At 75.9% G+C, this 18,746-nt stretch carries 16 protein-coding genes; 10 read left to right on the top strand and 6 right to left on the bottom strand.

Annotation, left to right across the window (positions count from 1 at the left end):
* Positions 1 to 276 precede the first annotated feature (276 nt).
* The 3 genes from AB0L34_RS25700 to AB0L34_RS25690 all read left to right on the top strand — a co-directional run bounded on the left by AB0L34_RS25700 (position 277) and on the right by AB0L34_RS25690 (position 2,611).
* The gene (locus tag AB0L34_RS25700) at positions 277 to 723 is read left to right on the top strand and encodes a hypothetical protein (RefSeq protein WP_363707281.1); all 447 of its coding nucleotides are present in this window, start codon (positions 277 to 279) and stop codon (positions 721 to 723) included.
* A 149-nt stretch (positions 724 to 872) separates the two neighbouring features.
* Positions 873 to 2,072 (top strand): DUF1015 family protein, encoded by a 1,200-nt coding sequence (locus AB0L34_RS25695; RefSeq protein ID WP_363707279.1) that lies wholly within the window; start codon positions 873 to 875, stop codon positions 2,070 to 2,072.
* Positions 2,073 to 2,143: 71 nt separating this feature from the next.
* Entirely contained in the window at positions 2,144 to 2,611 is a 468-nt protein-coding gene (locus tag AB0L34_RS25690) for a ribose-5-phosphate isomerase (RefSeq protein ID WP_363707277.1), read from the top strand.
* A gap of 145 nt (positions 2,612 to 2,756) precedes the next feature.
* Here AB0L34_RS25690 and AB0L34_RS25685 read toward each other — a convergent pair whose 3' ends face one another.
* Positions 2,757 to 3,080: a hypothetical protein gene (locus AB0L34_RS25685; RefSeq protein ID WP_363707275.1), complete on the bottom strand. Its 324-nt coding sequence runs from the start codon at positions 3,078 to 3,080 to the stop codon at positions 2,757 to 2,759.
* A 244-nt stretch (positions 3,081 to 3,324) separates the two neighbouring features.
* Positions 3,325 to 4,557 (bottom strand): GNAT family N-acetyltransferase, encoded by a 1,233-nt coding sequence (locus AB0L34_RS25680; RefSeq protein ID WP_363707273.1) that lies wholly within the window; start codon positions 4,555 to 4,557, stop codon positions 3,325 to 3,327.
* Positions 4,558 to 4,666: 109 nt separating this feature from the next.
* On the opposite strand from AB0L34_RS25680, the gene AB0L34_RS25675 reads away from it, so the two are divergent.
* The gene (locus tag AB0L34_RS25675) at positions 4,667 to 5,212 is read left to right on the top strand and encodes a hypothetical protein (RefSeq protein WP_363707271.1); all 546 of its coding nucleotides are present in this window, start codon (positions 4,667 to 4,669) and stop codon (positions 5,210 to 5,212) included.
* Between the two features lie 195 nt (positions 5,213 to 5,407).
* On the opposite strand, the gene AB0L34_RS25670 is transcribed toward AB0L34_RS25675, so the two are convergent.
* Complete coding sequence (locus AB0L34_RS25670; protein ID WP_363707269.1) at positions 5,408 to 5,674, bottom strand: hypothetical protein; 267 nt, start codon at positions 5,672 to 5,674, stop codon at positions 5,408 to 5,410.
* Positions 5,675 to 5,867: 193 nt separating this feature from the next.
* On the opposite strand from AB0L34_RS25670, the gene AB0L34_RS25665 reads away from it, so the two are divergent.
* From AB0L34_RS25665 to AB0L34_RS25640, 6 genes are all read left to right on the top strand, one after another.
* Positions 5,868 to 6,665 carry a serine protease gene (locus tag AB0L34_RS25665; RefSeq protein WP_363707267.1) on the top strand — a complete coding sequence of 266 codons (798 nt, stop codon included), beginning with the start codon at positions 5,868 to 5,870 and terminating at the stop codon, positions 6,663 to 6,665.
* Between the two features lie 456 nt (positions 6,666 to 7,121).
* On the top strand, positions 7,122 to 10,733 hold the full coding sequence (locus tag AB0L34_RS25660; RefSeq protein ID WP_363707265.1) for an amino acid adenylation domain-containing protein: 3,612 nt from the start codon (positions 7,122 to 7,124) through the stop codon (positions 10,731 to 10,733).
* A gap of 44 nt (positions 10,734 to 10,777) precedes the next feature.
* On the top strand, positions 10,778 to 11,761 hold the full coding sequence (locus tag AB0L34_RS25655) for an aldo/keto reductase (RefSeq protein ID WP_363707263.1): 984 nt from the start codon (positions 10,778 to 10,780) through the stop codon (positions 11,759 to 11,761).
* Between the two features lie 61 nt (positions 11,762 to 11,822).
* The gene (locus AB0L34_RS25650; protein WP_363707261.1) at positions 11,823 to 12,560 is read left to right on the top strand and encodes a hypothetical protein; all 738 of its coding nucleotides are present in this window, start codon (positions 11,823 to 11,825) and stop codon (positions 12,558 to 12,560) included.
* On the top strand, positions 12,557 to 13,414 hold the full coding sequence (locus AB0L34_RS25645; protein WP_363707259.1) for a family 3 encapsulin nanocompartment shell protein: 858 nt from the start codon (positions 12,557 to 12,559) through the stop codon (positions 13,412 to 13,414). Before AB0L34_RS25650 ends, AB0L34_RS25645 begins: the two co-directional genes overlap by 4 nt.
* 12 nt (positions 13,415 to 13,426) lie before the next feature.
* Positions 13,427 to 14,599 (top strand): MFS transporter, encoded by a 1,173-nt coding sequence (locus AB0L34_RS25640; RefSeq protein WP_363707257.1) that lies wholly within the window; start codon positions 13,427 to 13,429, stop codon positions 14,597 to 14,599.
* A gap of 23 nt (positions 14,600 to 14,622) precedes the next feature.
* Here the strand turns inward: AB0L34_RS25640 and AB0L34_RS25635 are convergent, their stop codons facing one another.
* The 3 genes from AB0L34_RS25635 to AB0L34_RS25625 all read right to left on the bottom strand — a co-directional run bounded on the left by AB0L34_RS25635 (position 14,623) and on the right by AB0L34_RS25625 (position 18,618).
* Positions 14,623 to 15,723, bottom strand: coding sequence for an FAD-dependent oxidoreductase (locus AB0L34_RS25635; RefSeq protein WP_363707255.1), 1,101 nt, complete (start codon positions 15,721 to 15,723; stop codon positions 14,623 to 14,625).
* A gap of 155 nt (positions 15,724 to 15,878) precedes the next feature.
* Positions 15,879 to 17,105 carry a S8 family peptidase gene (locus AB0L34_RS25630; RefSeq protein ID WP_363707253.1) on the bottom strand — a complete coding sequence of 409 codons (1,227 nt, stop codon included), beginning with the start codon at positions 17,103 to 17,105 and terminating at the stop codon, positions 15,879 to 15,881.
* Between the two features lie 115 nt (positions 17,106 to 17,220).
* Positions 17,221 to 18,618, bottom strand: a complete 1,398-nt coding sequence (locus tag AB0L34_RS25625) for a PQQ-binding-like beta-propeller repeat protein (RefSeq protein ID WP_363707251.1) — start codon at positions 18,616 to 18,618, stop codon at positions 17,221 to 17,223.
* Between the last annotated feature and the right edge of the window lie 128 nt (positions 18,619 to 18,746).

The raw sequence follows: 18,746 nt of genomic DNA, 5'->3' as shown, positions 1-18,746 counted from the left end.
GCCCGGGGGGGCCCCGGCCGGGCGCGGGCGCCCGGGCCCCCGGCCCCCCGGGCCCGGATGCCGCCGGTCGGGCGCCGGGTGCCGCCGCGCGTTGCGGCGGGTGCCGACGCCGTGCGCGTTGCGGCCGGGTGCCGCCGTGCGCGCTGCGGCTCGGCGGAGCCGCGGCCGGCGGGGCGCGCTCCCCGGCGTCACCGGGGGGCCGGCGGACTCGTTCTCTTCGGTGTCCGCCGCAGCGACCCGCAGGGCCGCACCCCGCAGCTCGTGGAGGCAATCCCGATGGCCAAGCACCGTGCTTCCGGTGAAGATCCGCTGACCGGGGAGGAGGTGACCGAGGGCCCGGAGGCGTACTGGTCGGTCGACGACTCCCGCTGGCCGGCGGTCCGCCCCGACCTTCCCGCACACATGGTGGACCTGCTCGCCCCGCCGATCGTGGTCGGCGTCGCCCGCGTGCCGGCCACCTCCCGGCTCACCCCGCCGGCCGAGCAGCGGCGGAACGCGCCCGCCGACCAGCGGCCGACGTCGGCGGCCGAGCAGCGCCGCAACGCGCCCGCCGACCACCGGCTCGGCCCGCCGGCCGAGCAGCGACGCAACGCGCCGGCCGAGCACCGGCCGCCGTCGGCGGCCGGGCCGCGGACGATCGTGCCCGCCGCGCCGGGCGGGTCGGGTCGGCGACCGGCGGGTGCTCCCGCGTCGGCCGGCCGGCACCGCCTGCCGGCGAAGTAGCCATCGGTGGGCGGGGACACGGCCGGCCGGCGGCGTGGCCGGCCGTACCACCCGAAGCGACGGGTCCCGGCGCGGCCGCTCTTTCATCTGGTGGACGCCGCGCGGGTCCCGCCGCACCGGCGGTCGCGTCGCCGGTAGCGTGGTCGCACATGACGGTCGTGCATCCGATCGCCCGGGCCTGGATCACCACTGGCGGCACCGGCGCGCAGAACTACGACGAGTTCGCCGACGACGCGGAGATCACCGCGATCATCGAGGCGAACCCGCACAGTGCCCTCGGCATCGAGATGCCGCACCGGGCGCCGGAGAGCCTGGGGAAGTCCTTCCTCGACGCCCTGCCGGACGCGGTGACCCGCCTCGCCGAGGCCAAGGCCGACGGCAGCTACACCCCGGCCGAGCAGGTCGTGGTCCTCTACCGGATCAGCGCGCCGGGGGAGGAGACGGCGTACGGGCTGTGGGCCATGACCGACACCGACCAGATCTCCACCCGGGCCGACGAGCCCGGTCTGGTCATCCGCAACGAGGACGTCTTCATCGCCAAGGTGCGGGAGCGGGTGGCGCTGGCCGAGGCGCTGGGTCACCTCCTCTCGCCCGTACTGCTGCTGCAGACCGGGCGCGGCGACGAACTGCACGCCGCGCTCGCGGCGGCGACCGACGCGGCCGGGGCGCCCGCGGCGACCGACACCGACCAGGCCGGGCGCACCCACGCCATCTGGCTGCTCGGCCCCGGCCCGCAGCAGGACGAGCTGACCGCGCTCGCGGGCGGCGGGGAGCTGGTCGTGGCCGACGGCAACCACCGCAGCCTGGCCGCGCAGACCGGCGGGCTGCCGCGCTTCCTGTCGGTGATCACGACGCCGGCGTCGGTGGCGATCCAGCCCTACAACCGGCTGGTCAGCGAGCTGACCACCACCGCCGACGAGCTGCTCGACCGGCTCCGCGCCGCCGGCGCGGAGGTCACCCCGATCGACGGACCGGTCGAGGTCCCGGCGGCCGGCGGCACCGTCCACCTCCGCCTCCCCGACCGGGGGTACGCCGTCACCCTGCCGCAGGTGGGCGGCGGCCGGCTGGAGAACCTGGACCACGCGCTGGTCGAGCGGCTGCTGCTGCGCGACGCCCTCGGGCTCGACCCGGGCGACAAGCGGATCACCTACGTCGGCGGCGACTACCCGGCGAGCTGGCTGACCGGAGAGGTCGACGCGGGCCGGGCCGAGCTGGCCGTCCTGATCGCCCCGGTGACCGTGGACGACTTCGTGGCCGTCAACCTGGCGCGGGAGAAGATGCCGCGCAAGAGCACCTGGTTCACCCCGAAGGCGCGCGGCGGCCTGGTGGTCGCCGAGCTGTCCCGCTGAGTTGTGACGAATCCGCCCCGGGACGCCGCCCGCGCGGCGTCCCGGGCGCGCGCCCTGACAGACTGCGCGGTATGCGCGTCTACCTGGGATCCGACCACGCCGGTTTCGAGCTGAAGGTGCACCTGGTCAACCACCTGACCAAGGAGGGGTACGACGTCGTCGACGTCGGCCCGCACGCCTACGACCCGGACGACGACTACCCGGCCTTCTGCCTGCACACGGGTGACCGGGTGGTGGCGGACGCCGGCAGCCTCGGGGTGGTCATCGGCGGCTCCGGCAACGGCGAGCAGATCGCCGCGAACAAGGTGGGCGGGGTCCGCGCGGCCCTCGCCTGGAGCATCGAGACCGCCCAGCTCGCCCGCGAGCACAACGACGCGAACATCGTCGCGGTCGGCGCGCGCCAGCACACCCTGGACGAGGCGACGGCCATCGTCGAGGCGTTCCTGACCACTCCGTTCTCCGGCAACGAGCGGCACGCCCGCCGGATCGGCCAGATGGCCGACTACGAGCGCACCCGCCAACTGCCCGCCCTTCCCTGACCCGCCGCCTCCCACCCCGCGCCGTCTTCCTGCCCGGCGCACCTGGCGGCACCGGTCCCGGATCCTGGTGCGGAGCGGCCCCGTGGGGTCACCTCCGTACCAGGATCAGCGGGCGGCGCGGGTCGGCGTCGGTTGCGGTCCGGCGTCAGCGGCGGGGGAGGTCCTCGCGGGGCGTCCAGTTCCGGCGGATGACCACCACGCGTTCCTCGGCCGCGGCCAGGTCCTCGTCGGTCGGCTGGGCGGCGTCGCGGGCCCGCATCGCCGCCGTCACGCTCACCTGGGACGAGCCGGAGCCGACCAGGCCGCGCAGGCCGCGCTCCCCCTCGTCGCCCGGGCCGCCCCGGCGACCGCGCGCGGGCTCGGTGCCGCCGTCGTGCACGCCGGGGGTCGTGGCCTGCGGCCCCTCGGGCGCGCCCGGGTCGCCGCCCGAGTGCCGTAGCCGGCGGCGCCGTCGCTCCACGTCCCCCATCAGCCGACCGTACCGCCCGAGGACCACCGCCGCCGGCCCGCCCGCCTGTCGTCGCCGGCCCGCCACGCTGGCGCGGACCCGCCCGCCGCCCGCCCGCCGCCCGGCGTCTCCACCCGGCCTACCCGCCCGCCGTCGGCCGCCTCCCGGCGTCTCCACCGGCCGGCCCGCCCGGCGCCGGGCCGCCGGTGTTCCGGGGGCCGGGACGACGGGTCCGGCACGACGTCGACGCCGGGCAGCCGAGCGGTCAGAACACGTCCATGCCGGCGGGGGCCCGGTGCCAGCCGAAGGCCGGGCCCGCGGCGGCCAACGCGCCGGGGCGCAGCTCGCGCACCCGGCCGGCGGCGGCGAGCGCGCCCAGCCCGGCGCCACCCAGGTACAGCTCGCCGAGGCAGCGCACGTCGCAGGCCAGCTCGGCCGGCCGCTCCGTCGGCCCGCACGCGGCCCGCTCCGGCCCGCCGCTCAGGTGCCAGCGGCCGGCGTTCTCCGGGAGCAGCTCGTCGGTGACCTCGATCACCACGTCCACCCCGGTCGCGTACCGGCGGGCGGCGAGCGCGGCGGGCACGTCCACCACCCGCAGCCAGAGCGCGTCGACCAGTTGCGCGCCCAGCCGGCGCGGCTCGTTGACCAGCCGCAGCAGCGGCTCGTCCACCGCGCCCGCTCCGAAGGAGAGCTGCCCGGCCAGGTCGAGCGAGAGCAGCATCCGCCACATCGCCGCGTACGCCGCCGGGGTGGCGGCCACCACCTCGTCGACCGTGGTGACCCCGTTCGGCCCGGTGCTCTCCCAGTTCGCGCGCGTACGGAAGAGCCCGTACCCGTCCACGCCGTCCGGCCCCTCGTGCAGCACCGCCCGGCGCTCGGTGGCGCCGCCCCGCCGGTCGGCCTGGTCGCTGAGCACGTACCGCCACCACGCCTCGTCGCGGCTGGACCAGCCGGGACGCTCGGGGCGCACCCGGTCGTACACCCGGGCCAGCTCGGCCCGGCAGTCGGCAGGCGCGGTCAGGCGCAGCCGGCCTTCCGCGGGCGTCGGGTCCGGCATCCGCAGCGCGACGGTGGCGCACTGGACGGAGAGCCGCTGGGCGGCCAGGCCGTAGCCGAAGCGCGGGTAGATCCCGCCCTCGCTGGCCCACAGCACCGCCACCGGTTCCCGGCCCTCGTCGCGCACCTGCCGCAGCTGTCGCGCCATGAGCTGGGTGAGCAGTCCCCGGCGTCGGTGGGTGGGTGCGACGCCCACCCCGCTGACGTGGGCGGCCGGCACCCGCGCGCCCGGCACGGTGAGTTCCCGGGTGAACGCCCGTGCGGTCGCCACCGCCTCGCCGCCGTCCCGGACCAGCAGCGTGCGCCCGGGTTCGAAGAGTGCCCGCTCGATCTCGTGCGTCTCGGGGTCGGACGGGGCGTGGAAGAGGTGCCCGAGCAGCCGGGCCAGCTCGTCGAAGTCATCGGCTCGGGCGGTCCCGACCGCGAGTGGGGGTTTCGTCACGCCGCTGTGTCTAGCCGATCGGTGCGGGCTCGGCGACCGATTTGCCGGCTGGCTACCCTCGAAGCCGGACGGTGGCCGGTGGTCGCCGTCGGTCCAGGGGAGGGACGAGATGGCCGACCAGACACAGCCGTGGGCCGAGCGGACCGTCGAGGTGCCGCCGCAGCCGGGTGTCGGGGTGCCGCCGCAGCGCGACGCGTACCGGCGGGGGGTGGCCTCGGTCGGGCAGCCCCGGGCTCCGCGCACCGAACCGTTCCCCGTGGTCGGGCAGGAGCCGACCGGCACGGGCTGGCCCGACGGGTCGGCGCCGCGGCGCCCGCTGAGCTGGCACGTCGCGCAGCTCAAGCGCGGCGGCGAGTGGAGCGCCGCCGGGGCGCTCTTCGCGTTCGTCTGCTGGGGGATCTGGGCGATCTCGGGCGGTGGCGACCTGGCCGGGCCGCTGCTGATCTTCGTGCTGAGCCTGCTGGTGGCGGCCGGTCTCTTCGCGTTGGCCCGGCTGCTCGGCCGCGTGGTGCTGGAGCGGCAGCTGGGCCGGGTGCGCCGCAGCGCGCGCGGGGCGCACCTGGTCACGGCGGTCTTCCTGGCCGGCCTCGGCATCGCCTACCTGCAGCAGACCGAGTGGGTCGTGTCGGCCTGGAACTGGATCACCGGGAACTGACCGGACCGCGGGCATCGCCGGGACCGACCGCATCACCCCGGGACTGACCGCACGCCCGGGCGGGTCGGCGTCCGCCGCCCGCCCGCGCGCCCGGTCGCGTGTCGCGACCCCGGTCGTTCTCCACTCCACCAGGTCGGCCGCTGCTTACCCGGCGGGTCGCGGTTCATCCGCGCCCGGGCCGGCCTGACCCGGCGGTCAGTGCGTGCCGCCGTGGCCCTCCGCGTCCGCCTTGGGGGAGGCCACCCGGGCGGCCGGGTCCTCGACGCCGGGCTGCCCGCCGTCCGGCGCGACCATCCCGTCGTAGTTGTAGATCGTGCCGTCCTCGCCGTGCTGCCTGGTGGTGCGGATGTAGCGGTGCATCATGCCGTCGATCTCCACCTCCACGAGGGCGTCGCCGCCCGCGTCGATGGTGCTGCCGTCCCGGGGGCCGCCGACCAGGTGTGCCTTCGTGTTCGTGTCCATGGGGCTGCGGTACCCGGGTGGTCCCGACGCAAAACGGGCGGTCTCCCGGGAGGAGGTCGCCGTCCGGTGCGCGGCGGTATGACCGACGCGGGATGGGTCCGGACATTGCCGTTCATCGATATATATCCATAGGATCCCGGCATCGGATGCCGGCGCGTCGACCCCCGCGCGCCGCGAAGCTCGGGAGGCTCCCATGGTCCGTTGGCGCAGACTCATCGGCCGGTTGGCCGCCGCGTTGGTGGCGGTCACCGCCGGCTCGTTCGTCCTGGCGGTTCCGGCCGGTGCCAGGCCCGCGTCGGACGTGACTCCGTACGTCGTCGGCGGCACCCTCGCCGCGCAGGGCGAGTTCCCCTTCATGGTCCGGCTCTCGATGGGCTGCGGCGGCTCTCTCTACAGCCCCCGGCTGGTGCTGACCGCCGCGCACTGCGTCGGCGGGACCGGCGCGAACACCAGCATCACCGCCACCCTCGGCGTGGTGGACCTCCAGTCGTCGAGCCGGATCCAGGTGCGGTCCGACTACGTCTACCGGGCGCCCGGCTACAACGGCAGCGGCAAGGACTGGGCCCTGATCCGGCTCGCCACCCCGGTGACCACGCTGTCCACGCTCAAGATCGCCACCAGCACCGCGTACGACAACGGCACCTTCACGGTCGCCGGGTGGGGTGCCACCCGGGAGGGCGGCGCGCAGCAGCGCTACCTGCGCAAGGCGACCGTGCCGTTCGTCAGCGACGCCACCTGCAACTCCTACTACGGCGGCCAGATCATCCCGAGCGAGGAGATCTGCGCGGGCTACGCCAGCGGCGGGGTCGACACCTGCCAGGGCGACTCGGGCGGCCCGATGTTCCGGCGGGACGCGAACAACGCCTGGATCCAGGTCGGGATCACCAGCTGGGGCAACGGCTGCGCCCGGCCCAACTACCCCGGCGTCTACACCCAGGTGAGCACCTTCGCCCCGGCGATCGCCTCGGCGGCGGCGAGCCTCGGCGGCTAGTCGCGGGAACGGTCTGCGGGGACCCGGCCGGCCCGTCCGGCCGGGTCCCCGCGCGTGTCCGTCCTCGCGACGCCGACTACCGGACGTGATCCGCCCTGCGTGATCGGGTGACGGGGGCGTGCCGCGCGGCCCCGTCCCGGCCCCGGCCGCCCGGGCGGCGGCGGCTGCGGAAATCGGCCTGTCCGGCGGGTGGGATCCGGAGGAACGGCTGGTCGCGGGCCGGTTTCCCCGGTCGGTCGCCGGTCCCTGGGCGCGGCGACCGGCGCCGGCGCAGGCAAGTGACAGGAATCGATGTAGCAGAAAGTTGCATATTCCCTACCGTCGATCAGCCCTCTAGTGTCCATGACCAGCGGCCGTCCATCGACTGACGCCGATCATTGTCGGCGTGCGGCGGGCCGGCACAGCTCCGTCCGCGGCTGCGACCGACGGCCGCACGGGCTCGGGACAGGAGGCGTGATGAGGTCGGGCGACAGCGGGTCCGCGGCACCGGTTCCCGTCTCGGACGGGTCGACGTACCGGTACACCGCCACCCGCCCGGCGGCCACCGGGCCGCACCCCGCGGCCGACGGCAGCCGCGACCGGGTGTCCACGGCCGCCCTCGCCGCCGTGGAACTGCTCGACCGCCTGGGCCGCCAGACACCGGTGCGGGTCCGGGCCGGCGCGGAGATGCTGGACCTGCCGGTCTGGCCGACGGACCTGCACCGGATGCCCGGCGACCGGGCGCGCGCCACGGTCCGCGCGTGCGCCGCCGCGCTCGACCACGAGGGTGTCGACCACGTCCTCGTCCTCCTCGACGAAGGCGCGCCGGCGCCGTCCGCCGGCCTGCCACCCGTGCTGCTCACCGCCGACGTCACCGACACGGCGGTCGCGGTCGTGCTCCGCTGCGCCGCCGACGATCCGTGGTCGGCCGATGCCGCCGCCGTGGCGGAGATGTACGCCGAACTGCTCGCCGCCCTGCTCGCCGACCCGGCGTCGCCCACGTCGACGGCGCCGGCCCTCGGGCCCGCCTCCCGGGCGCTCGTGGAGCGGGCCGGCCGCCGGCACGACGACGGGCCCTTCGTGGCGGTGCCGCGCATGATCGAACACCGCGTCGACCTGCATCCGCAGCGCCGGGCGGTGTCGTTCCGGGGGCGCTCGCTGACCTACCGCGAACTGGACGACCTGGCCAACGGCGTCGCCGCCGTCCTCGCAACCCGGGGGATCGGGCGGGGCGACGTGGTGCCCGTGCTCCTCGCCGACGGCCTCGAACTCCCCGTCGTCGACCTGGCCCTGATGAAGCTCGGCGCGGCCTTCGTGCCCGTCGACCCCGGCTGGCCGGCGGACCGGCTGCGCGCGTCCCTGGCGGTGATCCGGCCCCGGCTCGTGGTGGTCCGGGGCGGCGACCCGCGTCCCGACACCGGGGACGTTCCCTGCCTGCCGGTGGGCCTCGACGACATCACCCCGACCCGCCGCCGGCCCGGGATGCCCGTCGGCCCGGGCGACCTGATCTACGGCATCTTCACCTCCGGCACCACCGGCGCCCCGAAGTGCGCGGTCAACCGGCACGACGGCATCGCCAACCGGTTCCGCTTCATGACCCGCTACTTCGCGGCCACCGGCGCGGAGGTGGTGCTGCAGAACAGCCGGCACACCTTCGACTCGTCGGTGTGGCAGATGTTCTGGCCGCTGACCACCGGCGGCCGGGTGGTGGTGCCCGTCGAGGGTGGCTTCCTCGACGTCGAACGGACCGTCCGCACCATCGCCGACGAGGCCGTCACGATGACCGACTTCGTGCCGAGCGTGCTCGGCGCGCTGGTGTCGGTCCTGGACCGGGACCCGGCGGCCCGCCGCGCCGTCGCCACGCTGCGGCACGTGATCGTCGGCGGCGAGGAGATCGACCCGTGGGCGGTGCACCGCCTGGCCGACCTGGTGCCGGGAGTGTCGGCCACCAACGGGTACGGCCCGACCGAGGCCTCCATCGGCATGGTCTTCCACACCGTCACCCGCTCCGACGGCGACGTCATCCCCATCGGCCGGCCCATCGACAACTGCTACGCGGCGGTGGTGGACGCCGACCTGCGCCCCCTGCCGCCCGGCGCGACCGGCGAGATCGTCATCGGCGGGGTCTGCCTCGGCGAGGGATACCTCGGCGACCCGGCCCGCACCGCCGAGGTGTTCGTCCCCAACCCGCTGCCCGGCATCCCCGGCACCCGGCTCTACCGCACCGGGGACCTGGGCCGTCTCGCCGCCGACGGCCGACTGCACTTCGTCGGCCGGCGCGACTTCCAGCTCAAGGTGAACGGCGTCCGGATCGAGGCCGGCGAGATCGAGACCGCCGCCACCCGGCTGACCGGGGTACGGCAGGCGAAGGTCCTCCTCGCCCGGGAGGGCCGGGGGAAGTCGCTGGCCCTCTTCGTCGCCGCCGACCCGGAGGTGACCGAGCCGGCGCTGCGGGCGCACCTGCGCCGGCTGCTGCCCCGGCCCCACGTGCCCCGGCACGTCGTGGTGCGGGACGCGCTGCCGCTGAGCGGCAACGGCAAGGTCGACCGGCGGGCCCTGGAGACCTGGCTCGACCGTACGCTCGCCGAGCGGGCGCGGGCGGCCGCCGCGCGCGCCGAGGCGCGTACGCTGCCGGACCGGGTGCTGGCCGTGTTCCGGACCGTTCTCGGCCGGCCGGACCTCGACCCGGACACCGACTTCCTCGACGCCGGCGGCGACTCGCTCCAGGCGCTCGACGTGGTGACCGCGCTCGGCGCCGACCACCACGTCCGGGTCGGCGTCCAGGACCTCTTCGCCCACCCCACCGCCGCCCGGCTCGCCCGGGTGGTCGCGGCGCGCCTGCGCGCGGCCGACCCCGCCGAGACCGAGGCCGAGCTGGTGGAACGCGACGCGGCCGTCCCGGCCGACCTGCCGGTGCGCCCCGTCGCCCGGCGCCGGTCGCCGCGCACCGTCCTGGTCACGGGCGCCACCGGGTTCGTCGGCGCGCGGCTGGTCCACGAACTGCTCGCCACCACCGACGTCCGGGTGCTGTGCCTCGCACGGGCCGCCGACGACGCCGAGGCCACCGCCCGCGTCGTGCGGGCGTTGGCCGAGCGGGGCCTGTGGCGGCCCGGCCACGGCCTGCGCCTGCACGGGTACGCCGCGGACCTGGCCCGCCCCGTCCTCGGCCTGGACCCAGAGACCTGGGCCCGGCTGGCCCACGACTGCGACCTCGTGCTGCACGCCGGGGCGCTGGTCAACTTCCTGTTCGACTACCGGGCCCACCGCCAGGCGAACGTCCTCGGCACCGCCGAGCTGCTCCGGCTGGCGCTGACCGGCCGGCCGAAGCCGCTGCACCACGTCTCCACCCTCGGCGTCCTCGACACCGAGGCCGCCCGCCGCCCCGACCCGCTGCCGGAAGGGTGCGACCCGGCCCTCGTGGTCCCGCCCACCAGTGGCTACAGCCGGTCGAAGTGGGTGGCGGAGCGGTATCTCGCCGAGGCCCGGCGGCGCGGCGCGACCGTCACCGTGCTGCGTCTCGGGGAGGTGATGCCCGCCGCCGACGACGGGCAGCCCAACCCCCGGGCGCTGACCCACCTGCTGCTGGCCGCCTGCCACCGGCTGCGGATGCGCCCCGACGCGCCGGTCCGCTCCGACTGGACGCCGGTGGACTGGGCCGCCCGGCGGATCGTCGCCACCGTCGTCGACCCGCGGCTGTGGGGCGGCACGATGCACGTCCTGCACCCGGTGAGCGTCGACTTCACCGACCTGCCGCTGGCCGGCGCGGACGCCCTGCCCCGGGTGAGCTGCGTGCGCTTCGTGGCGGCGCTGCGCGAGGCGGCGACCGACGGCGACCGGGCCGCCGCCGTGCTGCTCGCGCTGTTCCCGGCCGGGGCCGGCGCCGACGAGGAGCGGCTGCGGGCGGTCTTCGCGACGCTGCTCACCGACAACCCCCGGCTGTTCCGCCGCGACGGCTGCGCCGAGCTGGAACGGCGCCGGGGCTTCACCGACCACCGGCTCGGGCCGTCCGTCGGCGCCTACCGGGCGTGGCTGGGCGAGCACGAGCGACGGTCGACCGACCGGCTGCTGCTGCCGGCCGGACCAGGGTGACCAGCCGCGCGCGGCGCGGCGATCGGCACGGACGAGGGAGTGGGATGCGATACCGCAGGATGGGTCGGCTCGGCTGGCAGGTCAGCGAGGTCGGGTACGGGATGTGGGGCATCGGCGGGGGACCGGGCGGCTTCACCGGCTGGGACTACGACACCGCGCCGGCCTGCCTGGACGAGGCGGTGGAACGGGGCTGCAACTTCTTCGACACCGCCTGGGTCTACGGGCGGGGCGTCAGCGAACGGCTGCTCGGCGCCCTCGTGCGCCGGCACCCGGACCGCCGGCTCTACCTGGCCACCAAGATCCCGCCGAAGAACCGGGAGTGGCCGCCCGGCCCGCAGGACACCCTGGACGACGTCTTCCCGGCCGACCACATCCGCGAGTACACCCGGCACAGCCTGGAGAACCTCGGGGTGGACCGGATCGACCTGCTCCAGTTCCACGTCTGGGAGGACCGCTGGGCGGCCGACGGCCGCTGGCAGGAGACCGTCGCGGACCTCAAGCGCGAGGGCCTGGTCGACGGCGTCGGGATCAGCGTCAACCGGTGGGAACCGACGAACTGCCACGCCGCCCTCGACACCGGGCTGATCGACGTCGTCCAGGTCATCTACAACATCTTCGACCAGGCGCCCGAGGACGAGCTGTTCCCCCGCGCGCAGCGCGACGACATCGGGATCATCGCCCGGGTGCCGTTCGACGAGGGGACGCTGACCGGCACGCTGACCGCCGACAGCACGTGGCCGGAGGAGGACTGGCGCAGCACGTACTTCGGCCCGGAGAACCTGCTGCCCAGCGTGGAGCGCGCCGAGCGGCTGGCCGCCGACGTGCCGCCGGGGACGACCATGCCGGAGCTGGCGCTGCGGTTCATCCTGCACCACCCGGCGGTGAGCACGGTGATCCCCGGCATGCGCCGGGTCGAGCACGTCCGCGCCAACCTGGCCGTCAGCGACGGCGCGCCGCTGGACGCCGGGCTGCTGGACCGGCTGCGCGACCACCGCTGGGACCGCAAGCCGACCTGGTGGTCCCAGTGAGGCCCGTCCACCACCCCGGCGGCGCGCCGGTCCGGCGGGCCACGCGGTACGGGGGGCCGGCATGCCGGTGATCGCCATGTGGGCGCATCCGCGGGCGCTCTCCACCGCGTTCCTGCGGATGATGATCGCCCGCGGCGACGTGACGGTCGTGCACGAGCCGCTGGTCACCCTCGTCGACGAGGGGCACGTCGACCTGCCCACCGCCGACGGCGGCACCGTCACCGTGACCGACCCGGCCGACGTCGTCGCGCACCTGACCGGGCTGGGCCGGGACCGGACGGTCTTCGTCAAGGACACCCTCGAGTACCGGTACCGGCACCTGTTCGACGATCCCGGGGCGATCGCCGACGTCACGCACACCTTCATCGTCCGGGAACCGGCCCGCACGATCAGCTCGCACTACGCCATCAAGCCGACGGTGACCTGTCCCGAGATCGGCTTCGAGCACCAGTGGGAGCTGTTCGACCTGGTCCGCCGGACCGCGCGCCGGCCGCCGGTGGTGATCCGGGCCGAGGACCTGCTGCGCCGGCCCGCGGACACGGTGGCGGCCTGGTGCGCCGCCGTGGGGCTGCCGTTCCGGCCGGAGGCGCTGAACTGGGCGCCGGGGGAGCGCGCCGAGTGGCGGCGCACCCGCAAGTGGCACCTCGACGTCGAGCGCACCTCGGGCTTCTCGCCGGTCGCCAAGTCCTTCGCGGTGACCGTCGACAACGACGACACCCTGCGCTCGTACCACGACCACCACCAGCCCTTCTACCAGCGGCTGATCCGGCACGCCATCGCCATCGGGGAGGATTCATGACCACCACCGCCGCGCCGCCCGTGACCGCGTCGTCGACCCTGTCGCCCGGCGAGGTGTTCGCCCGCGCGTACGCCGCCGACCCGGTTGGTGCCGAGGTGCGTTTCGACTACACCATCACGGACGCCTTCCAGCCGACCAAGGAACGCCCCCGGGTGACCGTCCGCAACCTGTTCCGCAAGCGGTCGGTGGGGATGGACCCGGTCCGGTTCTGGTGCGAGGGCCGGCCCGACGTCGGGGAGGCCGCCGCGGTGCACGAGTCCGGCCTGCGCCGCGAGGCGGCCTTCCGGTTCGGCACCGCCTCGGCCGCCGTGCACCCGATCCGCGCCTGGGTACGCGTCCCCGAGGAACTCGCCGACGACCCGGAGGGGCTGGCCGTCTTCGTCGACTACCGGCTGCTGGTCCGCCTCGCCACGGCGGAGAACCAGGCGCTGACCATCGGCGAGCACGGACTGCTGCGGCACCCCGAGATCGGGCGGCTGCCGTACCGGCACGACTGGCTGACGGGCCTGCTCGCCGCCTGCGACGAGATCGAGCAGACCGGCGCCACCCCGCACGCGATGATCGTCAACCCGAGGGACTACTACACCCACCTGCTCGGGCGCGACGCGCTGCTGGCGGACCTGCACCGCAACGGCGTCCTGATCAGCCGTACCCGGATGGTGGCGCCGGGCGAGGCGGTGGTGGGCGACTTCGCGATGGCGGCGCGCCTGCTCGACGCCGGGCGCTCCGCGATCCGCGTGGCGACCCCGCCGCCGGGCACCTTCGCCACCGACGGCCCGGCCGTCTGCGCCGAGATCCACGAGGGCCTGGCCGTGCACCTGCCGACCCACTTCTTCCACGTCGTACCGGCCTAGGAGCGTCACCGCATGACCACGACCGGCGGGAAACTTGCGTTCTACCGGCCCATCGTGCCGCTGTTCGGCGCCATCTTCCTCTGCCTGCTCGGCGTCGGCGCGTCGCTGGCCGTGCTGCCCTTCTACGTCCTCGACGAACTCGACGGCAACCGGGTCGAGGTGGGCGTGGTGATCGCCGCGATCGCGGTCTCCGCCGTGATCGCCCGGCCCATCGCCGGCCGGCTCGGCGACCGGCACGGGTACCGGACGGTGATGCTGGCCGGGGCGGCCGTGTGCGCGGCGGCCGCCGCGGCCTACCTGGTGGCCGGCAACGTCGGCGTGCTGGTCGGCGTCCGGGTCCTGCACGGCGTGGGGGAGGCGGCCGTCTACACCGCCGGCGCCGCCTGGCTGGTGGCGCTCGCGCCGGCCGACCGGCGGGGCCGCGTCGTCGGCCTGTACGGCATCCACATGTGGCTGGGCATCACGCTCGGCGCGCTGCTCGGCGCGGTGCTGCTGCGCACCTCGGGCGGCTATCCCGCCGTGTGGCTGTTCGCGATCCTGGCGGCGCTGGCCGGGGCCGCGCTCGTGGCCGTCCGCCCCCGGCCCCGGCAGCCGGAACCGAAGGGCCCGGCCGGCATCCTGCCGCGCAGCGCGGTCGCCCCGGGCGTCGCGCTCTCCCTGGCCGGGTTCGGGTACGCCGCACTGGCCGCGTTCGTCGCCCTGCACCTGGCCGACCGGGGCATCGAGAACGGGATCGCCGCGTTCAACGCGTTCGGCTTCACCTATGTCGGGGTCCGGCTGTTCGTGGGCGGGCTGCCCGACCGGCTCGGGGCCGGCCGGGTGGCGGTCGCGTCGGCGCTGGTGGAGGCGGTGGGGCTGCTCCTGGTCGCGGTCGCGCCGAATCTCGTGGTCGCGGTCGTCGGTGGGCTGGTGATCGGCGCCGGGCTCTCGCTGCTCTTCCCGGCGCTCGCCCTGCTCGTGATCAACCGGACCGACCCGGCGCACCAGGGGGCGGCGCTCGGCGCGTTCACGTCGTTCTGGGACCTGGGCCTGGTGGCCGGGGCGCCGCTGGCCGGCCTGGTCGCCAGCGCGGCCGGCTATCCGGCGGTCTTCCAGGTGATGCTGCTGGCGGCGCTGGTGTCGGCGGGCATCTCGGCGTGGACGATGCTGCCCCGTCGCTCGCTGGTCGGCCAACGCCCCCACTGACCCACCCACCCCGGCTCTCCGGGTCAGGGGAAGCGGGCGGGTGAGAGCGGGGCCGGGTCGACGGGTGGTGGGGCGCCGGCCGCCAGCGCCGCGAGCAGTGCGCCCGCCGCGGGCGCCGTCTGGACGCCGTAGCCGCTCAGCCCCGCCAGCCAGAGGAAGTCCGGCGCCTCGGGTGCCGGGCCGATGACCGGCACGTCGTCCGGGGCGGCGGTCCGCAGACCGGCCCAGGCCCGGTGGACCCGGCGGAAGCTCAGCGTGGTGGCCTCCTGCACCCGCTCGGCGCCGATCGCCACGTCGAGGTCGTCGGGGCGGGCGTCCCCGGGCGTCACCGGGGTGGCGTCGGACGGGGAGACGAGCAGGCGCCCCGACTCCGGCTTGAAGTAGAAGGTGCCGGTCACGTCGTTGACCATCGGCCAGTCCGTCGCCGGGACGCCGGCCGGCGCGTCCACGAGGAAGGCGGTGCGCCGCAGCGGGGTCAGCCCCACCGGTCGTACGCCGGCCGCCGCGGCGACCTCGTCGGCCCAGGCGCCCGCCGCGTTGACGACGACCCGCGCGGTGAACTCGCCGGCGTCGGTGGTGACCCGCCACGCCCCGTCCGCCCGCCGCAGCCGGCGGACCCGGGCGCCGCACACCACCCGGCCGCCGGCCGCGCGGATGCCCCGCAGGTATCCCTGGTGCAGCGCGGCGACGTCGAGGTCCCGGGCGGCCGGCTTCACCATCGCCCGCCGGCACCACCCCGGCCGCACCACCGGGCAGTACGCGGCCACCTCGGCCGGGTCGATCTCGCGGGCCGGCGGGTCCACGTCGGCCCCGTCGCGCAGCGCCGCGTCGAACTCGTCCTCGGCGCCGGGCGGGCAGAGGCTGAGCACGCCGCGCGGGGTGAGCAGCGGATGGTCGGCGAACCCCGGCGGCGGGGCGGTGAGGAAGCCCCGGCTGGCCCGGGTCAGGCCGCGCACCACCGGCCCGCCGTAGTACTCGGAGAACAGGGCGGCCGAGCGGCCGGTGGAGTGCTGGCCGGGGACGTGTTCCATCTCGGCCAGCAGCACGCTGCCGTACGCGGCGAGGTGGTGTCCGGCGCTGGCGCCCGCGATGCCCGCGCCGATGACCATATAGTCGATCGTCACTGGATTCGACGGTAGTCGCAGACGTCCTCAGCGACAAGCATCGATGTTGCGCGCGGCTGTCGCCGCGCCGCCGGCGAGGCGTGCCCGGTGCCGGCGGGCGCCGGGGTGCCCGGCGCCCGCCCGGCGTCGGTGCCGGTGGCCTCGTCTTTCCCGGGTCAGGCGCCGCAGTAGAGCAGGCGGTTCGGCGTGCCGGCGACCACGCCGCCGACGACCCCGGTGGTCGCCCTGCCGGTCAGGTAGGCCGCCACCTGGGCGGGAGTCCAGGTGGGATTGGCCGAGAGGGCGAGGGCGGCGCACCCGGCGACGTGTGCGGCGGCCATCGACCCGCCGCTGAGGGTGGCCACCGCCGTGTCGGTGCTGTGCCAGGTGGAGGTGATGTTGGCGCCGGGGGCGTACAGGTCGAGGCAACTGCCGTAGTTGCCGCTCGGCATCCGGCCGTCGGTGATGGTGGTGCCGGCCACGGTGAGCGCCGCTGGCACCCGGGCGGGAGAGTAGTTGCAGGCGTTGGCGTTCGAGCTGCCGGCCGTGACGACGTAGGTGACGCCGGACGAGATCGACCGGTTCACGGCCGAGTCGAGGGCCGTACTGGCCCCGCCGCCGAGCGCCAGCAGCGCCACCGCCGGCCGGACCGCGTTCGCGGTGACCCAGTCCACCCCGGCGATGACCTGGGAGAAGGTGCCGCTGCCGGCGCAGTTCAGCACCCGCACCGGGCGCAGTTGGATCTCCTTCGCCACCCCGTGCCGCGTGCCGCCAACGGTGCCGGCCAGGTGCGTGCCGTGGCCGTTGCAGTCGTCCGCCGGGCCGCCGTCGACGAGGTCCACCCCCACGCCGGCCCGCCCGCCGAAGTCGGTGTGGGTGCGCCGCAGGCCCGTGTCGATGACGTACGCGTGCACGTTGTGCGCGGTGTTCGGGTAGGCGTACCGGCCGTCGAGCGGGAGGCTGCGCTGGTCGATCCGGTCCAGGCCCCAGGACGGCGGGTCGAGCTGGACGCCCGGCCCGACGAGGGTGATCATCCGGTCCCGCTCCACGTACGCCACGGCCGGGTCGGCGGCGAGCCGACGGGCCGCGCGCTCCGGCAGCCGCGCCTCGAAGCCGGTGAGCGCGTGGCCGTAGACGTGGCCGAGGGCGGCGCCGTAGCGGTCGGCCAGCCGGTCCGCGACGTTCCTGACCGCGACCTGCCGGTCGCCGCCGTGCCGGCCGACGCTGTCGTCCCGGAGCACCACGACGTAGCCGTCGGTCACGGCGTTCGCGTCGTCGGCGTGCCGGATCTCGCCGCCGGAGGCCGCGGTGGCGGGGGTGCCCGCGGTGGCGAAGAGCGCGGCGGCGAGGGCGAGTACGCCCACCGGGCGGGCCCGCCACCGCCGGGTACGGGGAAGTGTCATGCCGGTCCTCCTCCTGTCGGCCCCGCGCCGGCTCGTGACCGGACGCGGGGCGGCCTGGCCGTTGAGAGGAGGTTATCGGTTATATAGATCGATCTGAATGGCTGTCGGGATCCGGCTAACGGTCGGCGAACCGGTAGAGCACGAAGTCCTCCTTGGCGCCGCAGACGATCACGCTGGTGTTCCACGAGCACGTCTCGCTGCGTACGCCCACCAACTCGCCCATCTCGGTCACCGCGCCCGAGCCGGCCGCCACCCCGGCGACGCTGCGGTCGTCCTCGACCGAGCTCGGCGGATCGGCGAAGACGAGCAGGTTGCCCCCGTCGAGCCGGACCGCCACCCCCTTCCGGTCCCGCAGCACCGCGCGACCGTCCGGGTCGAACAGGGTGCTGACCGGCTCCGAGGAGGTCCGCCGGACCAGCAGGTGCTCGCCGAGCGGCACCAGCCGGGTCGCCTCCGGCGCCGGCCAGTGGGCCACCTTCTCCTCGGTCGCCGCCACCACCTCGGTGCTCTCGTCCTCGCCGCCCGTGGTCTCCAGCAGGCAGGCCCGGTGCTCGCCGCACGGCACCAGCGCCTCCGGCCGCTTGCGGTCGTCCGGGGCGGTGTACAGCACCTTCGGCTGGGCGTCGGTCGTCGGGTCGTACGCGAGCAGCTGGTAGCCGGCCTCGTCGCGGGCGACGTAGAGGCGGTCCTCGTGCGCCGCCACCAGGTCGTCCTGGTCGGCCACGTTGGCGCGGCTGTGGACGATGCGACCGCTGCCCATGTCGACCACCCGGACGGAACGGTCCGCGCCCACCTGCACGAGCCGGCGGACCTCGCCGCGCCAGGGGTCGCGCGGCGAGCCGTCGACGAAGGCCGGGCCGCCCAGCGCCTTGTCCGTGGTGACCGGGTGGACGCTGGTGCGGGCCCCGCCGTACTCGTCGTGCGGGCTGGGTTGCACCCACGTCTCCCCGCCGTCGCTCAGGCGCAGCCCGACCAGCTGCTTCCCGGTCCGGTCGACCAGCACCGCGACGCCCTCGCCGAAGAAGACCTCGTCGTCGCCCAGGATCGGCCGGCTCCACCGCTGGTCGCCGGAGGCGCCGTCGAGCAGCACCAGGTCCCGGGGGGTGTCGTCGCCGATCGCGTCGGCGAAGGCCACCACCGCGCCGGGCAGCGCGACGATCCGCTCCCACTGCTCGGCGGACGCCTCGGTCGGCTTTCGCCACTTCTCTCCGCCGGTGTCGGCGTCGACCGCCACCACCTCCAGCCGCCCGTCGTCGAGGGGGTACGCGAGGTACGCCCGGTCGCCGAGCACCGCGGTGAACATCGCCGACGGCCGTTCGGCCCCGGCGGCCACCCCCGCCACCCTCTCGACGGGGGACCGGAACTCCAGGGCGGGGTAGCGGTCCCGGGTTAGGTAGAGCACCGCCGCGGTCACCACGCCGGCGAGGGCGACGACGGCCCCGACCGTGATCCACAGCGCCCGGCGGCGGGGGAACGCGGGCGCGGTCGGGCCGGAGCCGGGCGGCGGCGACACCGGCGTGCCGGAGACGGGTACGCCGGGCCACGCCGCCGGCGACGCGCCCGGCCCGGCGGACGGGCTCGCCGCGCACCGCCTCGCGCTGACCGGGTACCTCGTAACCGCCGAGCAGGGCGAGGGAGAGC

This window comes from Micromonospora sp. NPDC052213 (assembly GCF_040679695.1).
Classification (GTDB): Bacteria; Actinomycetota; Actinomycetes; order Mycobacteriales; family Micromonosporaceae; genus Micromonospora.
Note: the sequence above shows the minus strand (reverse complement) of the source record. Positions and strands in the feature narration are given on the sequence as shown.

Bases quoted from the DNA above. Each gene is read 5' to 3' on its own strand.
- AB0L34_RS25700 (WP_363707281.1), top strand. From the start codon at position 277: ATGGCCAAGCACCGTGCTTCCGGTGAAGATCCGCTGACCGGGGAGGAG.
- AB0L34_RS25670 (WP_363707269.1), bottom strand. From the start codon at position 5,674: ATGGACACGAACACGAAGGCACACCTGGTCGGCGGCCCCCGGGACGGC.
- AB0L34_RS25695 (WP_363707279.1), top strand. From the start codon at position 873: ATGACGGTCGTGCATCCGATCGCCCGGGCCTGGATCACCACTGGCGGC.
- AB0L34_RS25675 (WP_363707271.1), top strand. From the start codon at position 4,667: ATGGCCGACCAGACACAGCCGTGGGCCGAGCGGACCGTCGAGGTGCCG.
- AB0L34_RS25660 (WP_363707265.1), top strand. From the start codon at position 7,122: ATGAGGTCGGGCGACAGCGGGTCCGCGGCACCGGTTCCCGTCTCGGAC.
- AB0L34_RS25690 (WP_363707277.1), top strand. From the start codon at position 2,144: ATGCGCGTCTACCTGGGATCCGACCACGCCGGTTTCGAGCTGAAGGTG.
- AB0L34_RS25665 (WP_363707267.1), top strand. From the start codon at position 5,868: ATGGTCCGTTGGCGCAGACTCATCGGCCGGTTGGCCGCCGCGTTGGTG.
- AB0L34_RS25650 (WP_363707261.1), top strand. From the start codon at position 11,823: ATGCCGGTGATCGCCATGTGGGCGCATCCGCGGGCGCTCTCCACCGCG.
- AB0L34_RS25645 (WP_363707259.1), top strand. From the start codon at position 12,557: ATGACCACCACCGCCGCGCCGCCCGTGACCGCGTCGTCGACCCTGTCG.
- AB0L34_RS25640 (WP_363707257.1), top strand. From the start codon at position 13,427: ATGACCACGACCGGCGGGAAACTTGCGTTCTACCGGCCCATCGTGCCG.
- AB0L34_RS25630 (WP_363707253.1), bottom strand. From the start codon at position 17,105: ATGACACTTCCCCGTACCCGGCGGTGGCGGGCCCGCCCGGTGGGCGTA.
- AB0L34_RS25685 (WP_363707275.1), bottom strand. From the start codon at position 3,080: ATGGGGGACGTGGAGCGACGGCGCCGCCGGCTACGGCACTCGGGCGGC.
- AB0L34_RS25655 (WP_363707263.1), top strand. From the start codon at position 10,778: ATGCGATACCGCAGGATGGGTCGGCTCGGCTGGCAGGTCAGCGAGGTC.